The organism is Candidatus Amarolinea aalborgensis (genome assembly GCF_900491745.1).
Lineage (GTDB): Bacteria > Chloroflexota > Anaerolineae > SSC4 > Amarolineaceae > Amarolinea > Amarolinea aalborgensis.
In genome coordinates this window covers 1-18,459 of sequence record NZ_UETR01000057.1, presented here as the reverse complement: position 1 = coordinate 18,459, position 18,459 = coordinate 1, and the positions used below count along the sequence as shown (strand labels likewise).

The window sequence follows — 18,459 nt, the reverse complement described above, 5'->3', positions numbered from 1 at the left end:
GCTGCAGCGGAGCGCAGCGGACGGGGCCGACATCGCCCGCTGCGCCAGGGGATTCGTGTACGGCGAGCCTTCGCAAGGTTGGCATCTCGGGATCCCCTTGCGAAGGCTGGGCTGCACCAGAGCGCATCGGCCAGGCCGACATCGCCCGCTACGCCAGGGGATTCGTATGCGGCGAGCCTTCGCAAGGTTGGCTTGAAAGGAGGATTTGCATCATGACTTACCTTGCTGGGCACTACTACCACGTCTACAATCGCGGCTGCAACCGTGAACCGATCTTTCTCAGCGACGACAATTACATCTACCTCGTCAAACGCATGAAGCACCTTCTTCCCATGTCTCAGGTGAGCATAATCGCCTATTGCCTCATGCCGAACCACTATCATTTGTTACTACGTTCCGAAGCTGACGACAGTGTTTCTCGGTTCATCCAGCCTTTGTTTAACTCGTATGTTCAGGCGTTCAACCAACAACAGGGCCGCACAGGTACGCTATTTCAAGGAAGGGCCAAGCACATTGAAGTGGACAGCGATGCCTATATCATTTACCTGGCCCGTTATATCCATCTCAACCCCGTCATGGCACACTTGGTGAGCAGCCCGGATGAGTGGCCATACAGCAACTACCTTGAATGGATTGACAAACGCGCTGGCACTTTGGTTGACCGTGAATTCATAGGTCGGTTTTTCCTGAATAACGGTGATTATCAGCACTTTGTCAACTCGACTATGGACGATGTAATGCTGGCAAAATTAGCGCGGTACTACCTGGAATGAAGCCGTTGTGAAATGGTGGCTCTCGGCACGCCGCAACCCTCGCAGGGGATCGTGGACATCAGCATGTCAGCGTGTGAGGGCGCGGCGTGACTCTGAGTGTGTTGTCTGGCCGCAGCCCTGCGAGGTGGCTCCCCTTGCGAAGGCTGGCTGCAGCGGAGAACATCGGACGGGCCGAGATCGCCCGCTGCGTCAGTGGAGGCGTATGCGGCGAGCCTTCGCAAGGTTGGCTTCTTGCGATCCCCTTGCGAAGGCTGTCTGCACCGGAGAGCAGCGGGCAGGCCGACATTGTCCACCGCGCCAGTGGATTCGTATGCGGTGAGCCTTCGCAAGGTTGGCTTCTCGGCACGACCAACCCTCGCAGGGGATCGTGGACATCAGCCCATCAGCCTGTGAGGGCGCTGCGTGACTCTGAGCCTGCTGTCTGGCCGTAGCCCTGCGAGGGGGCTTCTTGCACAGAAAAAGGAACGAGATAGACCATGACGGTCTATCTCGTTCTTTACTTCTAAGCGGCGGCGGGGGGCCGCGGGCGGTTTAGCGCATGCTGCGGCGGCGCAGGAGAGCTGCGGCGCCGGTCAGCGTTGCCAGGGCCAGGGCCACGAACAGCCAGGCGTTGAGGGGCGCCGGGGCGGCGGAACCACTGTCCAGGCCGCTCAACTGCACGCCGGTCGGCGAGCCAGGGGTGGGCGTCGGCGTCGGCGTGGCCGTCGGCTGCACCACCAGCAATGTCACCGGCACGATCACGCGCGTGGTGCCGTTGCCAGCACCAGGGTCTGGATCGTTGCTGTCCACGCACAGCCGGGCGTTGTAGGTGCCAGGCGTCAGACCAGTCGAGTCGAAGGTGACCGTCACTGGGGTGCTGCCGCCGCCAGCCGTCGCGCCAGCGTACAAGCTGAGGCTCAGCCACGGCACGTCCGACGGCGCCTGGCAGGGGCCGGGCGTAGCGGTCGGGGTGGCCGTGGGCGGAACCGGCGTGTTCGTCGCGGTTGGGGTGGCCGTGGGCGGAACCGGCGTGTTCGTCGGCGTCGCTGTGGGCGGCACGGGCGTGTTGGTCGGGGTGGCCGTCGGCGCCGCGCTGACGTATTCGACGGTGTCAATGCCGATGTAGTCCGAGTTGGCGCCGCTCGGCCCGCCGTTGGTCACGAAGTAGCGGAAGGCGAAGCGCCCGGTGGTGCTCGGCGGCAGGCCGCTCAGCGTCACCGTGTATTGCGTCCACGTGCTGGGGTAGCCGGCAACCGTCAGGGTTGGGTTGATATCCAGCAGCAGCGTCGTGAAGTCGCCCACCTCAGTCGCCAACGTACCCACGTTGGTGCTGGCGCCAGCCGTGCTCAACCGCAGCTGCAGCCGATCCGGGAACGCTGGGATGTCGACGGTCCGCGTCCAGAAGGAGAAGGTGTCGCCATTGCTCAGGCTCAACACCGGCGTCAGCAGCCAGTTGCTGATGGTGGCCACACTCGCGCCGTTATTGAAGTTGGCGCCGATGTAGGAGGTAGCCGCACCGGCCTGGGCGCTGAACACGGTGGTGTTGCCCTGGAACCAGCCAGTGAGGCCAATGGGCTGTGAGTTGTTCTGCAGGAACCAGCCCATCCCCGGCAGCAGGGTGATGTCGGTGAAGCCTTCGCTGAAGCTCGCCGGCGAGTCGTACACGATCGGGGCCGTGGCGTCGGTGGACCCGCTGCGGCTGCCGGTGTCGCCAGCCGCCGGCCTGCGCAGCGCGCTGGTCGCCGCCTGCGGCTTGAGAGCCGCGCCCTGGTTGACCGACGCCGGTTCTTCGGCGATGGTCCAGTTGAGCAGCGCGCCGCCAGTGTTGGAGATGGTCAGCGTCTGCTGCGTCGTGGTGTTGGGCGCCTGCATCGCGGAGAGGCTCAGCGGGCTGACGTCTATGTTGGGCGGGGCCACCGGCGTTGCCGTCGGCGTGGCCGTGGGCGGCACGGGCGTGTTGGTTGGCGTGGCGGTGGGCGGGACCGGCGTGTCGGTCGGCGTTGCGGTGGGCGGGACCGGCGTGTTGGTCGGCGTCGCCGTGGGCGGGACCGGCGTGTTGGTCGGCGTCGCCGTGGGCGGCGCGCCGCAGGTCAGGTTGAGGGTGACCGAAGCGACGGTGCCGGTGTCCGCGGCGGCGTTGTCCGACGCGCAGAACTGCCAGGTGCCGTTGCTGGCCAGGCCAGCGAAGCCGGCGAAGTTAGCGAGCGAGCCGGAGAAGCCGTCTGGGCTGGGGCTGTACGAGCAGCGGCCGTCGTCGCGGCAGACCACCCCGCTCGTACCGATGGTGTTGCCCATGCTTTCGGCCGGATCGCTGCTGGCGTCGGTGAAGAGCAGTGGGAACAGGGCGGACATGTCGGACGAATCACCCACGCCCGTCCCGGTGCCGCCTGGGCGGTTGAGCATCGCCAGGAAGGGCGAGCCGCCCGGGGCCACCAACCGGAAGATCAGGTCGCCAATCCAGGTGTGCGTGACCGCGGTGGAGACGGTGATGTTGGTGATGGTGCCCACATCCGTGACCACGATGGGGAAGCAGATGCCGGTCGGATTGTTGTCCGGAATCGCGGTGTTCGGGTTGATCGTGACCGATCCGCAGGCGCCGGCGACTGGCGTATTGGTGGCCGTCGGGGTTGCCGTGGGCGGCACTGGGGTGTTAGTCGGGGTATCGGTCGGCGTGGCCGTGGGCGGCACCGGCGTGTTGGTTGGCGTCGCGGTCGGTGGGACCGGCGTGTTGGTCGGCGTGGCCGTGGGCGGCACCGGCGTATTCGTTGGCGTCGCGGTCGGCGGCACCGGCGTATTCGTTGGCGTCGCGGTCGGCGGCACCGGGGTGTTGGTCGGCGTGGCCGTGGGCGGCACCGGCGTATTCGTCGGCGTCGCGGTCGGTGGGACCGGCGTGTTGGTCGGGGTATCGGTTGGCGTGGCCGTGGGCGGGACCGGCGTGTTGGTCGGGGTATCCGTCGGCGTCGCGGTGGGGGTATTGGTCGCTGTCGGGGTCGGCGTCGGTGCGAAGACGAACTCGTCCGCGCCGATCTCCGGGGTGGTCGCGTCGCGCGTCTGGCCGTCAATATCAATGGTGATGCCAGCAATCGGCGTACCCACATCTATCACCGGCGAGCTGAGGCTGGTGATGTGCAGATCGGTAGTCGAGACGAAGAGCGGGTCGCTGCTGATGGAGCTCCCGTCCTGGCCGGTCGCGGTCTGCCACGCGGTCAACGTGGCCTGGGCCGCGCCCAGGTAGCCCAGGATCCCCGTGCCGGGGTAGTAGTCGTTGAAGTTGATGGCCGAGAAGACGGTGTTAGGCGCCGCGCTGTAGATCGCGTAGCGGGTGCCGACGGTCTGGGTGTTGGCGAAGATATTGTCGCGAATATCCAGTGAGCCAGCCGTGGTGACGCCGCTGGCGATGTTGATCGCCGCCGGGATGCCGGAGGTTGACGTCTGGTCTGTCGTCATGCGGACGGAGTTGTAGTAGAGCTTGTACCCACCGCCGCTCTGAACCATGATGCCATAGCCGTTGTCTCCCTGGGTCACGCCGTTGAAGCCGTACGAGGCCACGTCGAAGACGAAGTTGTTGGCGACCGTCACGTCCGACGCGGTCGTGCTGGCGCTCAGGTAGATGCCGTTGCTGCCCCAGCCGACCGTGTTGATCTGCTTGATGTCGCTGATCTTGTTTTGCAAGATCAGGCCGCCCGAGACCACCAGGGCGACCTGGATGCCGCTCATGGTCGCGCTCGAGCTGCTGGACGACAGCACGCCGTTGATGGTGTTCTGGCTGACGGTGAAGTTTTGGGCATTGCCAATCAGCATGCCGCGGAAGCCGAGCTTGTCGGCCGCCACGGTCGAGCCGAAGGTGTTCTGCGTCACCAGCCAGTTCTGATCCAAAGTTTGGGCCGTTGCGCCACCCCGCAGGTACGCGGCGTTCTGCACCTTGGTGATCACATTGTTCTGGATGGTGTTGTTCGAGTTGGCCGCCTCCGCGTCGCCGCCCAGGGTGGCGCCGCTGCTCAGAATGCCGGCAATTGTCGTGGTGCCCGAGCTGCCGTTGATGATGCAGTTCTTGACCGTGTTGTTGTTCGAGCCATCGCTGGCATTGGCGCTGCGGATCCAGATCACGACGCCAGCCGTGTTGAGGTTGGTGATCGTCAGGCTCTGATCCGTGCCGCCGCTGGTCGAACCGTCAATCGTGACTTTGTCCGCGCCGTTCAGGATGATCAGGCCGCTGGCAGTCGAGGTTCCTGAGATCGTGCGCGGCCCGCCGCTCGGCTTGATGGTCACCGTGAAGGTGCTCTCCAGCACCGACTCTGCGAGCTGGTTCAAGGCAACCGCGCCGGTTTCGCCGGTGAGGTCAGCCGTGATGTTAATCACCACGTTGCCTGTCAAGACGCCCGCGTTCAGGGCCTCGAACATACCGCCCGCGTTGGTCAGCGACGGGAACGATCCCGGCACGCTGTACGCGCCGGAGTACGTCAGTGAGATCAGGTAGCTGTTGATCGCGCCGCCGATGGGGAAGGCCGCGGCGGTCAAGGCCACGCTGCTGGGCGCGGCGGCAAAGGCGCCGCTGTTGATGCTGACGTTGGGCGTGGCGGCCAGGTCCTGCGCCACGACGAAGTACTGCACCGTCTGACCTGGCACGACGCCCGCGCCGCCGTTGAGCCGCGAGTAGTCAATCGTGAAGTCGAAGGGCGAGGTCGCACCGTTGGCTTCGGCATACTTCCAGCCGTCGGTGCCGGAGGTGTTGTCGTTCCAGACATTGCCGTCGGTGGAGCGTTTGTAGTAGACGCGCGGCTTGGTGCCAGCCGTCGTGTTGACGCCGCTGGCATCGGTGATCGTCACGTTGCTAAAAGCGCGATTGGCCACGCTCATGGTGTTGCCCAGCGGCGTGTAGGTGATGGTTGGCCCGCTGAGGTCAATGCCGCTGAAGTTGCCGGCGTCCGCGCCAATGTCCACCGGGGTGAGGGCGCTGCGCGTCTGGCCGTCGTAGTCGTTGACAACGCCGACATCCACACCGTTCCCTTCAGCAACCGTCACGTTGGTGGGGTGCAGATGCAAATCGGGCGTGGCGTTCGTTGGGTCGTTGTACTGCGGGTTCCCTTCGAAGCTGCCTGCATCCTGGCCCACGGCTGTTCTCCAGGCGGCCAGATTGGGGACATCCAGCGAATTGAAGAAGCCAAAAACCGCCCCGCTGCCGTTGGCGTAGTAGACGTTGTTGTTGATGGTCAACCCGGTCGGGTTGGGCGCTGTGCCGTTGACCTTGACGGCATAGTGTTTGCCGGTGGCGCCGCTGTTGGCGCGGGCGTTGAAGAAGATGTTATCCCGGAACGAGCGCGTGTTGACCGTCTGGGTTCCGTTGAAGGCAAAGGAACTGCCAGCGCCGGCGGTCGCCGTGCCGCCGATGTACACGCTGTTGTGGAAAAACTGATCAGTGCCCAGGGCTTCGTTGATGCCCACGATGCCGGTGGTCGAGCTGTTGGTTGCCGCCCCGCCCAGCGCATTGGCAATGCCCGCGCCGAGCGCGATCATGTTGTTGCGGTAGGTGGTGGTTCCGCCCGCCACGCGAATACCATTGACCTCGGCAGTTGAATTGTTCGTCGCGGAAGTCAGACTATGAATAGAGTTCCTTTCCACCACGTTTCCGGTTCCGCCGGTGAACTGAATGCCTGTGACGATAGTCGCCAGCGTCGTATTCGTGTTGGAGAGATTGAAAATCGTATTTTGACTTGCCGTATTAACCGGAGTTGTACTGACAAAGACAATACCGGCAACCGAAGCTGCTGTGGTCGTGCCTGTTCCGCCCGGCGCGGTCAAATTACGGATGGTATTTGAAGTCAAGGTGGCGATAGAGGTGGAAACGAAAATTCCGGCGACTTGAGTGCCGGTGGTCGCCGCCGCTGCCGTGCTCTGGAGGGAATTTGCGACCGTCCCGCCGACCAGATTATTCGAAATGGTGGTTACTACTGAGGACGAGGTATTCAACCGTATTCCATAAACATTAGCCGCACCCGTGCTGGAGTTAGCAGCCGTGATACCGCCAATGGTGTTGTTAGATACCGTCCAGGCGCTTGAGCCAAAGTTGAACATGCCCATCACGTCGCTAGCTGAGGCTGAGCTTGATGTGTAGCTGATGCTGCCCGTCGCGGACTGGCTGCCAATGGTGTTGCCCGTCACGTCGCCTATGGTCGTCACGCCGCTGCCGACGTAGATTCCTCTAAATGGCGCTGAAGAACTTGTGCCGCTGGCAGAGCCCGACATAGCGATGCCGGCGATCGTGTTGCCTTGTACGCTGGTGGCGACCGTCGTACCCACGCTCAGGTTGATGGGAATGAAGCCGCCGCTCGTGGAAGCTGGAAAGACCAGTGTGTATGTCCCCGTGCCAGCACTGTTGGCAAAGCCGATCGTATTGCCAGTGATCTGGTAATTGTTGCCGGATGTATTACTGATTCTGATACCCGAGTGGGTCAGGCTGGTCGTCGTCATCGTCCGCGACGCCGTTTGGTAGAACCGATTGTTCGTGATGCTCAGGTTCGTGCTTCCGCTGTTCAAATCGATACCAGCGCTGGAGACAGTTGCACTGAAGTAGTCGTAGATGTTGTTGTTGTTGATCAGGATTCCGCTATTGGCCGTGCCGGGGTCCGTGTTGGACGTTCCGCTGAAGTAGATGCCTTTCGTCGGAAGGTTCGCTCCAGTCGGTCCAATGTTGCTGTTCGAAACCACGTTGTTATCGTTGCCCGTGGTGATCGCCGCAGATCCAAACCAGATGTTGCCGCCGTTGGTGCCGGCAGCCATAGTTGCGGAACCGAGAACAGAGAGATTCGTTAGCGTGTTGCTAGACGCATCAGTTTGGAATCGAATCGTGCTGGTGCCCGACGTGGCCGAGACCGTCGTGTTGGCGATGGTCAGGCTGTTCCCGCCGGTGTTCAGGCCGTCAATGGTCACGTTGTCCGCGCCGTTGAGGTCAATCAAGGGCAGGCCCGCTGTCGCGGCGCCGCTGATCGTCCACGCGCCGCCCAAGGGCTGGATCAGCACGGCGGTGTAGGAGGCGCTGCCGACGCCGCTGGCGTTGAGGATCGCGCCGGCGGCCGGTTCAGTCGTGTTGTCAATGACGTTCAGCTGAACTGAGCCGGTCAGTACGCCGTTGTTGATATCGGTGAAAGCCGCGGCCAGGGTGGCGTAGTCCGCGCCGGTCGTGCCGACGGTCTTGGTGACGGTGGGGGCTACGCGTCGTGCGCCCACCGGGCCAACGGGCTGCACCGGCGCTGCCAACTGCGCGTGGTAGCAGTTGATCTGCTGCGCCAGCGCATCGTAGCGCGCCAGGTTGGCCCCGGCCAGGGTTTCGGCGGCCTTCATGGCCGTCAGGCTGTCGAACTCCTGCTGCTCGGCCCCATCGAGGGGAGCGCAATCAGCTTTCTGGCCCTTCTCCGCGGGCTGCGAGACCGGGCCATCCTGCGCCTGCGCTGAAAAGGAAAGCGAGGTCAGGAGCAGCATGGCGATCAAGGCCACGCTAAACAGACGGGTAACGGTGCGAGATGATGACATACAAGATTCTCCTACGGCGGATGTTTCACCAGGGCATGATTTTCAGGCGCAGGTGGCGCGCCTGAGGGGGATTCGTGCTCGCGTAGCGACGCTGCGCTTTGGCCGCATGCCCCATGACCAGCCAAAGCCAAGCTGAGGTGTGAGACAAGAAAGATGAGTGGTGCAGGTAAACTGGGAGCGGATAGATAACCAAGCCGATTCTAGCATGGGTTCTTCCGGCTGTCAAAGTCTGTGAAGTGGGCGCAAGAATTCCAAACGCAGCGCACATTCAACCACAGAGAACACACAGAACACATGCGGGGGGTGGGTGAACACACAGAAACGGCAAGATCAGGCGCACATTGGCAGCATCTTTGTGATCTCTATGGTCAAAAACCAGGCCACATTTGGAACTACTGCTCTTGCACCCAACCCTCGCCGGGGTGCATGTGCAGCCGATGCAAGGTTGGCGCCTTGCGATCCCCTTGCGAAGGCTGGCTGCAGCGGAGCGCATTGGACGAGCCGACATCGCCCGCTGCGCCAGTGGATTCGTATGCGGCGAGCCTTCGCAAGGTTGAGCGTCCTTGCGATCCCCTTGCGAAGGCTGGCTGCAGCGGAGCGCATCGGACAGGCCGACATCGCCGCTGCGCCAGTGGATTCGTATGCGGCGAGCTTCGCGGGTTGGGCCTTGCGATCCCGCGAAGGCTGGCTGCAGCGGGCGCATCGGACGGGCCGACATCGCCCGCTGCGCCAGGATTCGTATGCGGCGAGCCTTCGGAAGGTTGGCCTCTGCGATCCCCCTTGCGAAGGCTGTCTGCCAACGGAGCGCAGCGGACAGGCCGACATCGCCCTCCGCGCGAGTGGATTCGTATGCGGCGAGCCTTCGCAAGGTTGGGCCTTGCGATCCCCTTGCGAAGGCTGGCTGACGGAGCGCATCGGACGGGCCGACATCGCCCGCTGCGCCAGTGGATTCGTATGCGGCGAGCCTTCGGAAGGGCTTCTTGCGATCCCCTTGCGAAGGCTGTCTGCACCGGAGCGCAGCGGACAGGCCGACATCGCCCTCCGCGCCAGGGGATTCGTATGCGGCGAGCCTTCGCAAGGTTGGCGCCTTGCGATCCCCTTGCGAAGGCTGGCTGCAGCGGAGCGCAGCGGACAGGCCGACATCGCCCGCTGCGCCAGTGGATTCGTATGCGGCGAGCCTTCGCAAGGTTGGCTTCTCGGCACGACCAACCCTCGCAGGGGATCGTGGACATCAGCTCGTCCGCCTGTGAGGGCGCTGCGTGACTCTGAGCCTGCTGTCTGGCCGCAGCCCTGCGAGGGGGCTTCTTGCGCAGAAAAAGGAACGAGATAGACCATGACGGTCTATCTCGTTCTTTACTACGAAGGGGCGGCGGGAGGCCGCGATCGGTTTAGCGAGCCGTACGGCGGCGCAGGATCACCGTGGCGGCGGCAAGCGTCGCCAGGGCCAGGGCCACGATCGGCAAGGCGCTCACCGGGCCGGGCGTGGAACCGCCGTCCAGGCTGCTGAGCGTCACGTTGGTCGGGCCGCCGCATTCGATGACCGTCGTCACCTTGCTCACATTGTTCTGCGGATCGGGATCAACCCCTGAGCCGAGCACCGTGGCATGGTTGATGATGGTGTTGGGGCAGACAGGCGGCGCCATGATCTGCACGTGAATGGTCACGCTGCCGAACGCCGGGACCGTGCCCAGGTTGCAGGTGATCTGGCCATTGGCGACCGTGCAGGTGGGCGCGCCGGGGACGACAGAGACCAGCGTGGCGCCTTCAGGCAGCGAGTCAATCATGCGCACGTTGGGCGCGTCTTGCGGGCCGTTGTTCGTCACCACGATCGTGTAATTGATCGGATTCGACATCAGCGACGTGGCCGGACCTTCCTTGACCACGGACAGATCGGAAACCGGCAGCGGCGTTGGGGTCGCGGTCGGTGTGTTCGTCGGCGTGGGTGTGTTGGTCGGGGTGTTGGTCGGCGTCGCCGTCGGGGTGTTGGTCGGCGTGAAGGTCGGCGTCGGCGTGGGCGTGCAGATCACGTTCACGGTGGCAGTGCTGGTGTTGTTGCTCGGGTTCGGATCCACCACGGGCTGGCCAGGCGTCAATGCGACCGAAGCGGTGTTGACAATCGGATCACACGAGGCGCCCGCGTAGCGGGTGACGATCTTGATGATTTGCTGCTCGCCGCCTGCCAGGGCGCCGAAGGTGCACGTAACGACGTTGTTGGTCACAGTGCAGGTCGGCGCGTCCGGGTGGATGAACAGCACCTCTGTACCTGGCGGCAGCATGTCTGTCACCACAAAGCCCAGCGCGGTGTTCGGCCCGAAGTTGGTCACGGTCAGGATGTAGTTGACCGAACCGCCCGGCACGATCGAGGAGATGTTGGCAATCTTCTGGATGTCGAGGTCAGCGGTGCGCGGCGTTGGAGTGGCCGTCGGCGTGATCGTCGGCGTGTTGGTCGGCGTGTTGGTCGGCGTATTGGTGGGGGTATTCGTCGGCGTATTGGTCGGGGTATTGGTCGGCGTGTTGGTGGGGGTATTGGTGGGCGTGTTGGTCGGGGTATTGGTCGGCGTGTTGGTCGGCGTATTCGTGGGGGTGGGCGTATTGGTCGGGGTGTTGGTGGGCGTGAAGGTCGGCGTGTTGGTTGGGGTATTGGTGGGGGTGTTGGTCGGCGTATTCGTAGGGGTTGGCGTCGCCGTCGCGCACGGCGCAATCGGGCCGTCAATCTGGCCGCGAATTTCGCCGCCAGGGAAGTTCGTGCTGTGGATGTTGATGTAGGTCTGGCCGCCAGAAATCCAAACAGCCTGGGCGTCGGTGAAAGTCACCGAACCGACCTTGGGATTGCCCAACGGCAGGGGGAAAAGGACGCCCGCATTGCTGCCGCGAGGGGCCGGGCCGTGAATGTGCGCGGCCGTCTCGGTGCTGGTCAACCCACTGAAGGTGATGTTGTACGACAAGGTGTGGGTATCGGGGTCCACCTGGATGGTGCCGCTGCCGGTGGCAGGGCTGGTGTTAGGCGGAACTTCCTGGGAACCGTCCAGGGTGATGCGGTAGATCACACAGCTCTCAGGCTGCGTGAAACGCGCGCCGGCGGCTTGATCGCCGGCGGCCAGGGCCGCGCCGGTCAAGAAAACGACCGCGAAGACCAGGCCGAGAACGGCAAGAATGCGGAAAGAACGCGATGTGGACATAAGTATGCTCTTCCTCCTTGAGAAAACGGGGCTAGAACTGAACCGTGCAGCCCCGCAAACGAGGTCCCATGGGGATCTCAACGTTTAGCAGGCGGCTGACGGGAATCTGGCCCTGGTTGACGGAACTGCGAACGAAACCTATTTCTGTGTTGAGAGGTGCTACGAAGCTGATGGTTTGTCGCTAACAGTGAAGCGATATTACCATCGAAGGCGCAGTTTGTCAAATATCCGGTTTTTCGTCTGCCTCAATCGGTAAGATTGATTACTAACACGCTCGGCCGCGACGCTGTCCCCTTGCGAAGGCTGGCTGCACCGGAGCGCAGCGGACGGGCCGAGATCGCCCGCTGCGCCAGTGGATTCGTGTGCGGTGAGCCTTCGCAAGGTTGGCTTCTCGGCACGACCAACCCTCGCAGGGGATCGTGGACATCGGCATGTCAGCCTGTGAGGGCGCTGCGTGACTCTGAGCCTGCTGTCTGGCCGTAGCCCTGCGAGGGGGCTTCTTGCACAGAAAAAGGAACGAGATAGACCATGACGGTCTATCTCGTTCTTTACTTCTAAGCGGCGGCGGGGGCCGCGAACGGTTTAGCGCATGCTGCGGCGGCGCAGGAGAGCTGCGGCGCCGGTCAGCGTTGCCAGGGCCAGGGCCACGAACAGCCAGGCGTTGAGGGGCGCCGGGGCGGCGGAACCGCTGTCCAGGCCGCTCAACTGCACGCCAGTCGGCGAACCCGGGGTGGGCGTCGGCGTCGGCGTGGCCGTCGGCTGCACCACCAGCAATGTCACCGGCACGATCACGCGCGTGGTGCCGTTGCCAGGACCAGCGTCTGGATCGTTGCTGTCAATGCACAGGCGGGCGTTGTAGGTGCCAACCGCCAGACCGGTCGAGTCGAAGGTGACCGTCACTGGGGTGCTGCCGCCGCCAGCCGTCGCGCCAGCGTACAAGCTGAGGCTCAGCCACGGCACGTCCGACGGCGCCTGGCAGGGGCCGGGCGTGGCGGTCGGGGTGGCGGTGGGCGGAACCGGCGTGTTCGTCGCCGTTGGGGTGGCCGTGGGCGGGACTGGGGTGTTCGTCGGCGTCGCCGTGGGCGGCACGGGCGTGTTCGTCGGGGTGGCCGTCGGCGCCGCGCTGACGTATTCGACGGTGTCAATGCCGATGTAGTCCGAGTTGGCGCCGCTCGGCCCACCGTTGGTCACGAAGTAGCGGAAGGCGAAGCGCCCGGTTGGACTCCCCGACAAACCGCTCAGCGTCACCGTGTACTGCGTCCACGTGCTGGGGTAGCCGGTAACCGTCAGGGTTGGGTTGATATCCAGCAGCAGCGTCGTGAAGTCGCCCACCTCAGTCGCCAACGTACCCACGTTGGTGCTGGCGCCAGCCGTGCTCAACCGCAGCTGCAGCCGATCCGGGAACGCCGGGATGTCGACGGTCCGCGTCCAGAAGGAGAAGGTGTCGCCATTGCTCAGGCTCAACACCGGCGTCAGCAGCCAGTTGCTGATGGTGGCCAGACCCGCGCCGTTATTGAAGTTGGCGCCGATGTAGGAGGTAGCCGCACCGGCCTGGGCGCTGAACACGGTGGTGTTGCCCTGGAACCAGCCAGTGAGGCCAATGGGCTGTGAGTTGTTCTGCAGGAACCAGCCCATCCCCGGCAGCAGGGTGATGTCGGTGAAGCCTTCGCTGAAGCTGGCCGGCGAGTCGTACACGATCGGGGCCGTGGCGTCGGTGGACCCGCTGCGGCTGCTGGTGTCGCCAGCCGCCGGCGCACGCCGCGCGCTGGTCGCCGCCTGCGGCTTGAGGGCTGCCCCCTGGTTGACCGACGCCGGTTCTTCGGCGATGGTCCAGTTGAGCAGCGCGCCGCCGGTGTTGGAGATGGTCAGCGTCTGCTGCGTCGTGGTGTTAGGCGCCTGCATCGCGGAGAGGCTCAGCGGGCTGACGTCAATGTTGGGTGGGGCCACCGGCGTCGCCGTTGGGGTCGGGGTGGCCGTGGGCGGCACGGGGGTGTCCGTTGGCGTGGCGGTGGGCGGAACCGGCGTGTCGGTCGGCGTGGCGGTGGGCGGAACCGGCGTGTTGGTCGGGGTCGCCGTGGGCGGCGCGCCGCAGGTCAGGTTGAGGGTGACCGAAGCGACGGTGCCGGTGTCCAGGGCGGCGTTGTCCGACGCGCAGAACTGCCAGGTGCCGTTGCTGGCCAGGCCAGCGAAGCCGGCGAAGTTGGCCAACGAGCCGGAGAAGCCGTCGGGGCTGGGGCTGTAGGAGCAGCGGCCGTCGTCCTGGCAGACCACCCCGTTCGTGCCGAGGGTGTTGCCCATGCTTTCGGCGGGATCGCCGCTGGCGTCGGTGAAGAGCAGCGGGAACAGCGCGGACATGTTGGACGAATCACCCACGCCCGTGCCGGTGCCGCCTGGGCGATTGAGCATCGCCAGGAACGGCGAGCCGCCCGGGGCCACCAACCGGAAGACCAGGTCGCCAATCCAGGTGTGCGTGACCGCGGTGGAGACGGTGATGTTGGTGATGGTGCCCACATCGGTGACCACGATGGGGAAGCAGATGCCAGCCGCGTTGTTGTCCGGAATCGCAGTGTTCGGGTTGATCGTGACCGATCCGCAAGCGCCGGCGACTGGCGTATTGGTGGCCGTTGGTGTCGCCGTGGGCGGGACCGGCGTATTGGTCGGGGTGTTGGTCGGCGTGGCCGTCGGCGGAACCGGCGTGTTGGTCGGGGTGTCCGTCGGCGTGGCCGTCGGCGGCACCGGGGTGTTGGTCGGGGTGTCGGTTGGCGTGGCCGTGGGCGGAACCGGCGTGTTGGTCGGGGTATCCGTCGGCGTGGCCGTGGGCAGCTGCTGGCACGCCGTGACGCTCACGTCATCAATGGCCAGGCCCGCAAAGTTGACCGTCGAGTCACTGTCGAGGTGGAAGAGGGCCTCGATGTTTTGACCGGCGTAGCTGCTGATATCCACCGAGCGCTCGCCCCAGCCGGCGCTTGCGTTGAGCGTCGTGGCAGGGTTGCCGACGGTGTCGGTCATGGTGGCATCCAGCCACGTCCACAGCCGGGTCGGGTTGGCGCCGCCGACCTGCTGCACCTGGACGTAAGCGCCGTCGAAGGTGGCGTTTTCTATCTGGTACTTCTGCGCCCAATGCAGGATGACCGGGCCGCTGAGGCCGGCCAGGTTGATGGCCGGCGACAGCAGGTCCTGATTGCTGCTGGCGTTGTAGGTGTTGGCCAGGTCGGTCTTCCAGCAGTTGCTGCCGCTGTTGCAGGAGGTGATGGGCGCGAACGTCGGCAAGCCGCGCTGCCATTCGTCCTGGACGCCGGAATGGGTGAAGCCGCCGTCGTCGGCCTCGAAGTCGCTGCTGTACACCGTGACCTGCTGATAGCCGGCCGGGCAAACCGGCGGCGGCACCGGCTCGCAGACCGTGATGCTCCAACCGGTCAGGGTGCCGCCGCTGGCAGCGTTGGCATCGTCGCGCAGGTCAAGGGTCCACACGCCGCCGGCGTTCTCGCCGTCGAACCAGCTCAGGCGATAGGCCAGCTCTGGTTTGAGGATCATGCCCTTGACCACGGTATAAGCGGGCGGGATGGCGGCTTCATCGTCCCAGGTGATATCCATCTGGGTCTGGCCGCCCACAGCGGTGGCGCCGATGTCGGTGAAAATGCCGTTGTCGTTGCCAGCCGGGGAACGCAGATGCGCGTCGATGTCCGCCATCAGCGCGTGATTGAGCTGGATCGAGACATCCAGGTCGGCGATGCGCGGATTGCCGGGCACGGTGATGGTGGAGCTGGTCAACGCGCCGGCCGCCGGCCCGATGGGCAGCGGCGGATCCGTGCTGGTGTACGTCGTGCAGTTGACGCCCTCAGTGACGGCCGGGTAGATCGTCACGCTCAGGTTGTAGGTAGCCGTCGGCCCGCCCACCGCGGCGCTGGCCGAGTCCACGAAGGCGTAATACGTGCCTGCCGTCTTGACCGTCATGAACAAAGCTTCGGAGAGCGGGTTGGTCGCGCTGCCGGCGCTGGTGTCGTTCACGACCAGGATCTGGTTGCCGGCGTCGCCAAACAGGGCAATGCCGAGACGTCCGTCCCACTGGACTGCGTCTCGCTCTGGGTCCAGGTCCAGGCCCAGGTACACGGTGTCGCCGGCGTTGGCGGTAAAGCTGAACCAGTCCTGCTCGGTGGCCGCGGCCGGGTTGCGCGTCCCGCTGACCCAACCGTTCGCAGGGAGTGCATTGGCGGTGGCGGGCGTGTCGTTGGACTCGGTCTCAGGCGTGGGCGAGCCGCTCTGTACCCGCAGGTAGAGATAGTACGGTCGCAGTTGACCGGTGGCCGCGGTGAAGTGGTTGACGCGCAGGTAGTAGGTGCCGGCCGAAGGCAACGTCGCGCCGGCGATGCTCGATGACAGGGTGCCGAAGCTGCCGTCATCGTCGTCGAACTCGATCTCGGTCGTGCCATCGCTGGCAATCAGGCGCAGCTGGCTGTCGCTGCTGGCGTTGGCCGAGAAACTGGTCATGAGAGCCGCGTAGACCCGGTCGCCGGCGTTGCCGGTGAAAGAGAAGTAGTCCACGTCGGCGCCGGGGAAGATGTTGCCGACGGCGACCAGCGACGTGCTGGGCAGGGCGTTGGCCGTGGCCGCAGTGTTGTTAGTCTCGGTCTCGCTGAACATGGCCATGCCGTAGGGCGCATTTGGGATAGGCGCGGAAGGAACGCCGCCTGGCGCATCTTGGCCCTTTACCTCGTCAGATGGGATCAGCTCGACAATTTGGGGTGGGTTGGCCGCGTCGAAAGCGGGCGCGGCGGCCGCGTGGGTGACGGGTTGGCCGCTTGGTTGGCCAACAGGTTGGGCGAGGGCCAGGCTGCTGGAGGCAATCATCAGCAGAACCAGGCTCGCTACGAGTAACAGACGCAATAGGGACGATCGAACCATGAGTAACCTCCTTGCGAAACGAGCAGCGGAACAGGTGATGAACCAACCCAGGGAACGGACGCCAAAGCAAGCCACGACTGCACGCGGTGGGACGCTGGGTTTGCGTTTGACGTCGTCCTCAACAGTTGATTCAACACAGACAGAGTGGGGGCCGGTGGAGTAAACGAACGTGCGGGCGATTGTACCGTCAAGCGGCGCTCTTGTCAAATCAAACGTAATCTAGATACCCAATCCAAATAGAGAGGCGACCCTTGACGTTGAGCCTCGCCCTGGCCACGCGCGCCGTAAACTCGTCGTATCCAAGCGGGGGTGGTTGTGTTCTTTCTCTTGCTGACGGCCCCTCGGGTCCGAGCCAGCGCAAGACAATGAGGTTGGAGGCACAGCAACGATGGAGTGGCACAAAGTGGTTTTTGCCGTGGCGATCGCATACCTGATCGGTTCCATACCGATCGGCTATCTGATTGGACGCGCGCACGGGGTCAACATTTTGCAGCACGGCAGCGGCCGCACGGGCGGCACCAACGTGCTGCGCGCGCTGGGCTTTGGCCCGGCCGCGTTGACGGTGCTGGGCGATGCGCTGAAGGCGGCGGCGGCGATTGCGCTTGCGCGCCACATCCTGTTGACGGGTGAACTGGGCGCGGCGCTGGCCGGCGCGGCCGCGATCATCGGCCACAACTGGTCGGTTTTCCTCAAGTTTCGCGGCGGCGCCGGCGGCATGTCTACGGCCGCGGGGCTGATTGCGCTCAATGCGTATGTGGGCGTGCCCATGGTGGTGATCGCGGCCATCGTTTTCTACCTTTCGCGTTACGCGTCCGTCGCCACCCTGACCGCGTCGGTCGGTGGGCTGGCTGCGCTGACCGTCATTCTGCTCGCCTTTCCCGCCGTGGCCCATTGGGAGCACCTGGTCTACGGCTTTCTCACCTCGCTGGCCTGCGTGTGGGCGCTGCGCCCCAACATCCAGCGCCTGCTGGCCGGAACAGAACGTCGGGTGACGCGCTGGTAATTGGTCCCGGGGCCGCGCCCGGACTGTGGCGTGAACATGGCTTGGTGCAGAAACGCTGGCATGGGCAGCCGCGCGCGAGCGGAACCTACGATGGCGCGGCGGCGCTGAGGACATTGGCTGGCGGCGACGAAGCTACCAGGCGCGCGCCAGGTTGACGTGACCGGTGCGGAAGAAACGCCGTGCGCGCTGAAGCTCAGCCGGCGCAGGCTGCCGCAGGCCGAGCAAATTGCGCAGCCCTTCCACGCGTTGCTGCTCCAGGCTGAGCAGGCGCTCCATCAGGCGCAGCTTGGCGGCCGCGTCGGGCAGCGCATGGACGGCGGCCTTCATGGCATCCCAGTGCCCGCCGAAGTCACGCAGACAAACCAGGGTGAGCCAGTAGTCGTTGTAGGTGTAGATAATCTCCTGGCCGCGGTTGACCGTCGCGGAAAAGGTTTCGCCGCCGAGAGGCTCAGGCCGCTCGATGCGCGTAATCTGGCCCGGCGTCACGCTCATCGTCTGATAGGCCTGCGCCAGCATGGCGCCCTGCGCCTGACTCAGCCCGCCGGCGGTGGTCAGATAGGCGAAAAAATCGCGCACCGTGGTCGCCATGGCCAACCGTTCGGTCATGCCGATGCGTCCCAGCACTTTGCGGTCGGTAAAATCAGTGACCAACTCGCTGAAATGATACGCGCGCAGCGTTTCCAGGCTGCTGATTTCTGGCCCCAGGTGGTCGAGGTACCACACCAGGAAACGGATGGTTTCCCAGGCTGCCTCATAGGTTTCCGCGTCCGCGCCTTGATCTGCCAGCGCCTGTAAAAACCCTTCGACAAAGCGACGTTCGATATGGGTTTCCCAATCAACCTCTGCTTCGTAGAAGTGCGCCACCTGCTGCAGTACCCGCTGCAGAGCGGCTGAATCTGTTTCGTGCCCTATCGTGCCCATGCTGTTGTGCTCCACAGGGGGATCGTGCGCGGCTTGCCCCCCTTCTTCACCCTGTCATTATACCCCATGAGGCGCTCACAAGAAAAAAGAGATTTCTCTGCGCGCTTTGTGATCTCTGTGGTCAGAAACCCAATGCGCGCCACACAGCGTCGCCCGACGGGTGCATTTCAAATTC

At 64.3% G+C, this 18,459-nt stretch carries 7 protein-coding genes; 2 read left to right on the top strand and 5 right to left on the bottom strand.

Features of this window, described 5'->3' with window-relative positions; genetic code table 11:
• Window positions 1–773: transposase (locus ACPQ6D_RS22900; RefSeq protein WP_423226677.1), on the top strand; the 773-nt coding region annotated here is incomplete at its 5' end.
• Window positions 774–1,304: 531 nt separating this feature from the next.
• Here ACPQ6D_RS22900 and ACPQ6D_RS22895 read toward each other — a convergent pair.
• The 4 genes from ACPQ6D_RS22895 to ACPQ6D_RS22880 form a co-directional block, all read right to left on the bottom strand.
• Entirely contained in the window at window positions 1,305–8,279 is a 6,975-nt protein-coding gene (locus ACPQ6D_RS22895) for a choice-of-anchor J domain-containing protein (protein WP_423226676.1), read from the bottom strand.
• A gap of 392 nt (window positions 8,280–8,671) precedes the next feature.
• Window positions 8,672–8,830, bottom strand: coding sequence for a hypothetical protein (locus ACPQ6D_RS22890; protein ID WP_423226675.1), 159 nt, complete (start codon window positions 8,828–8,830; stop codon window positions 8,672–8,674).
• A gap of 837 nt (window positions 8,831–9,667) precedes the next feature.
• Entirely contained in the window at window positions 9,668–11,458 is a 1,791-nt protein-coding gene (locus ACPQ6D_RS22885; RefSeq protein WP_423226674.1) for a CHRD domain-containing protein, read from the bottom strand.
• A 582-nt stretch (window positions 11,459–12,040) separates the two neighbouring features.
• A complete protein-coding gene (locus tag ACPQ6D_RS22880; RefSeq protein WP_423226673.1) occupies window positions 12,041–16,360 on the bottom strand; it encodes a choice-of-anchor J domain-containing protein in 4,320 nt (1,439 codons plus the stop codon).
• A 388-nt stretch (window positions 16,361–16,748) separates the two neighbouring features.
• Between ACPQ6D_RS22880 and ACPQ6D_RS22875 the strand changes: the two genes are divergently transcribed.
• Entirely contained in the window at window positions 16,749–17,363 is a 615-nt protein-coding gene (locus tag ACPQ6D_RS22875; RefSeq protein ID WP_423226672.1) for a glycerol-3-phosphate acyltransferase, read from the top strand.
• A gap of 132 nt (window positions 17,364–17,495) precedes the next feature.
• Here the strand turns inward: ACPQ6D_RS22875 and ACPQ6D_RS22870 are convergent, their stop codons facing one another.
• Complete coding sequence (locus ACPQ6D_RS22870) at window positions 17,496–18,284, bottom strand: hypothetical protein (RefSeq protein ID WP_423226671.1); 789 nt, start codon at window positions 18,282–18,284, stop codon at window positions 17,496–17,498.
• Window positions 18,285–18,459: the final 175 nt, after the last annotated feature.

What these genes read in the sequence shown, in the direction of transcription:
- ACPQ6D_RS22895 (WP_423226676.1), bottom strand. Translation starts at nt 8,279, where the DNA reads ATGTCATCATCTCGCACCGTTACCCGTCTGTTTAGCGTGGCCTTGATC.
- ACPQ6D_RS22870 (WP_423226671.1), bottom strand. Translation starts at nt 18,284, where the DNA reads ATGGGCACGATAGGGCACGAAACAGATTCAGCCGCTCTGCAGCGGGTA.
- ACPQ6D_RS22875 (WP_423226672.1), top strand. Translation starts at nt 16,749, where the DNA reads ATGGAGTGGCACAAAGTGGTTTTTGCCGTGGCGATCGCATACCTGATC.
- ACPQ6D_RS22880 (WP_423226673.1), bottom strand. Translation starts at nt 16,360, where the DNA reads ATGGTTCGATCGTCCCTATTGCGTCTGTTACTCGTAGCGAGCCTGGTT.
- ACPQ6D_RS22885 (WP_423226674.1), bottom strand. Translation starts at nt 11,458, where the DNA reads ATGTCCACATCGCGTTCTTTCCGCATTCTTGCCGTTCTCGGCCTGGTC.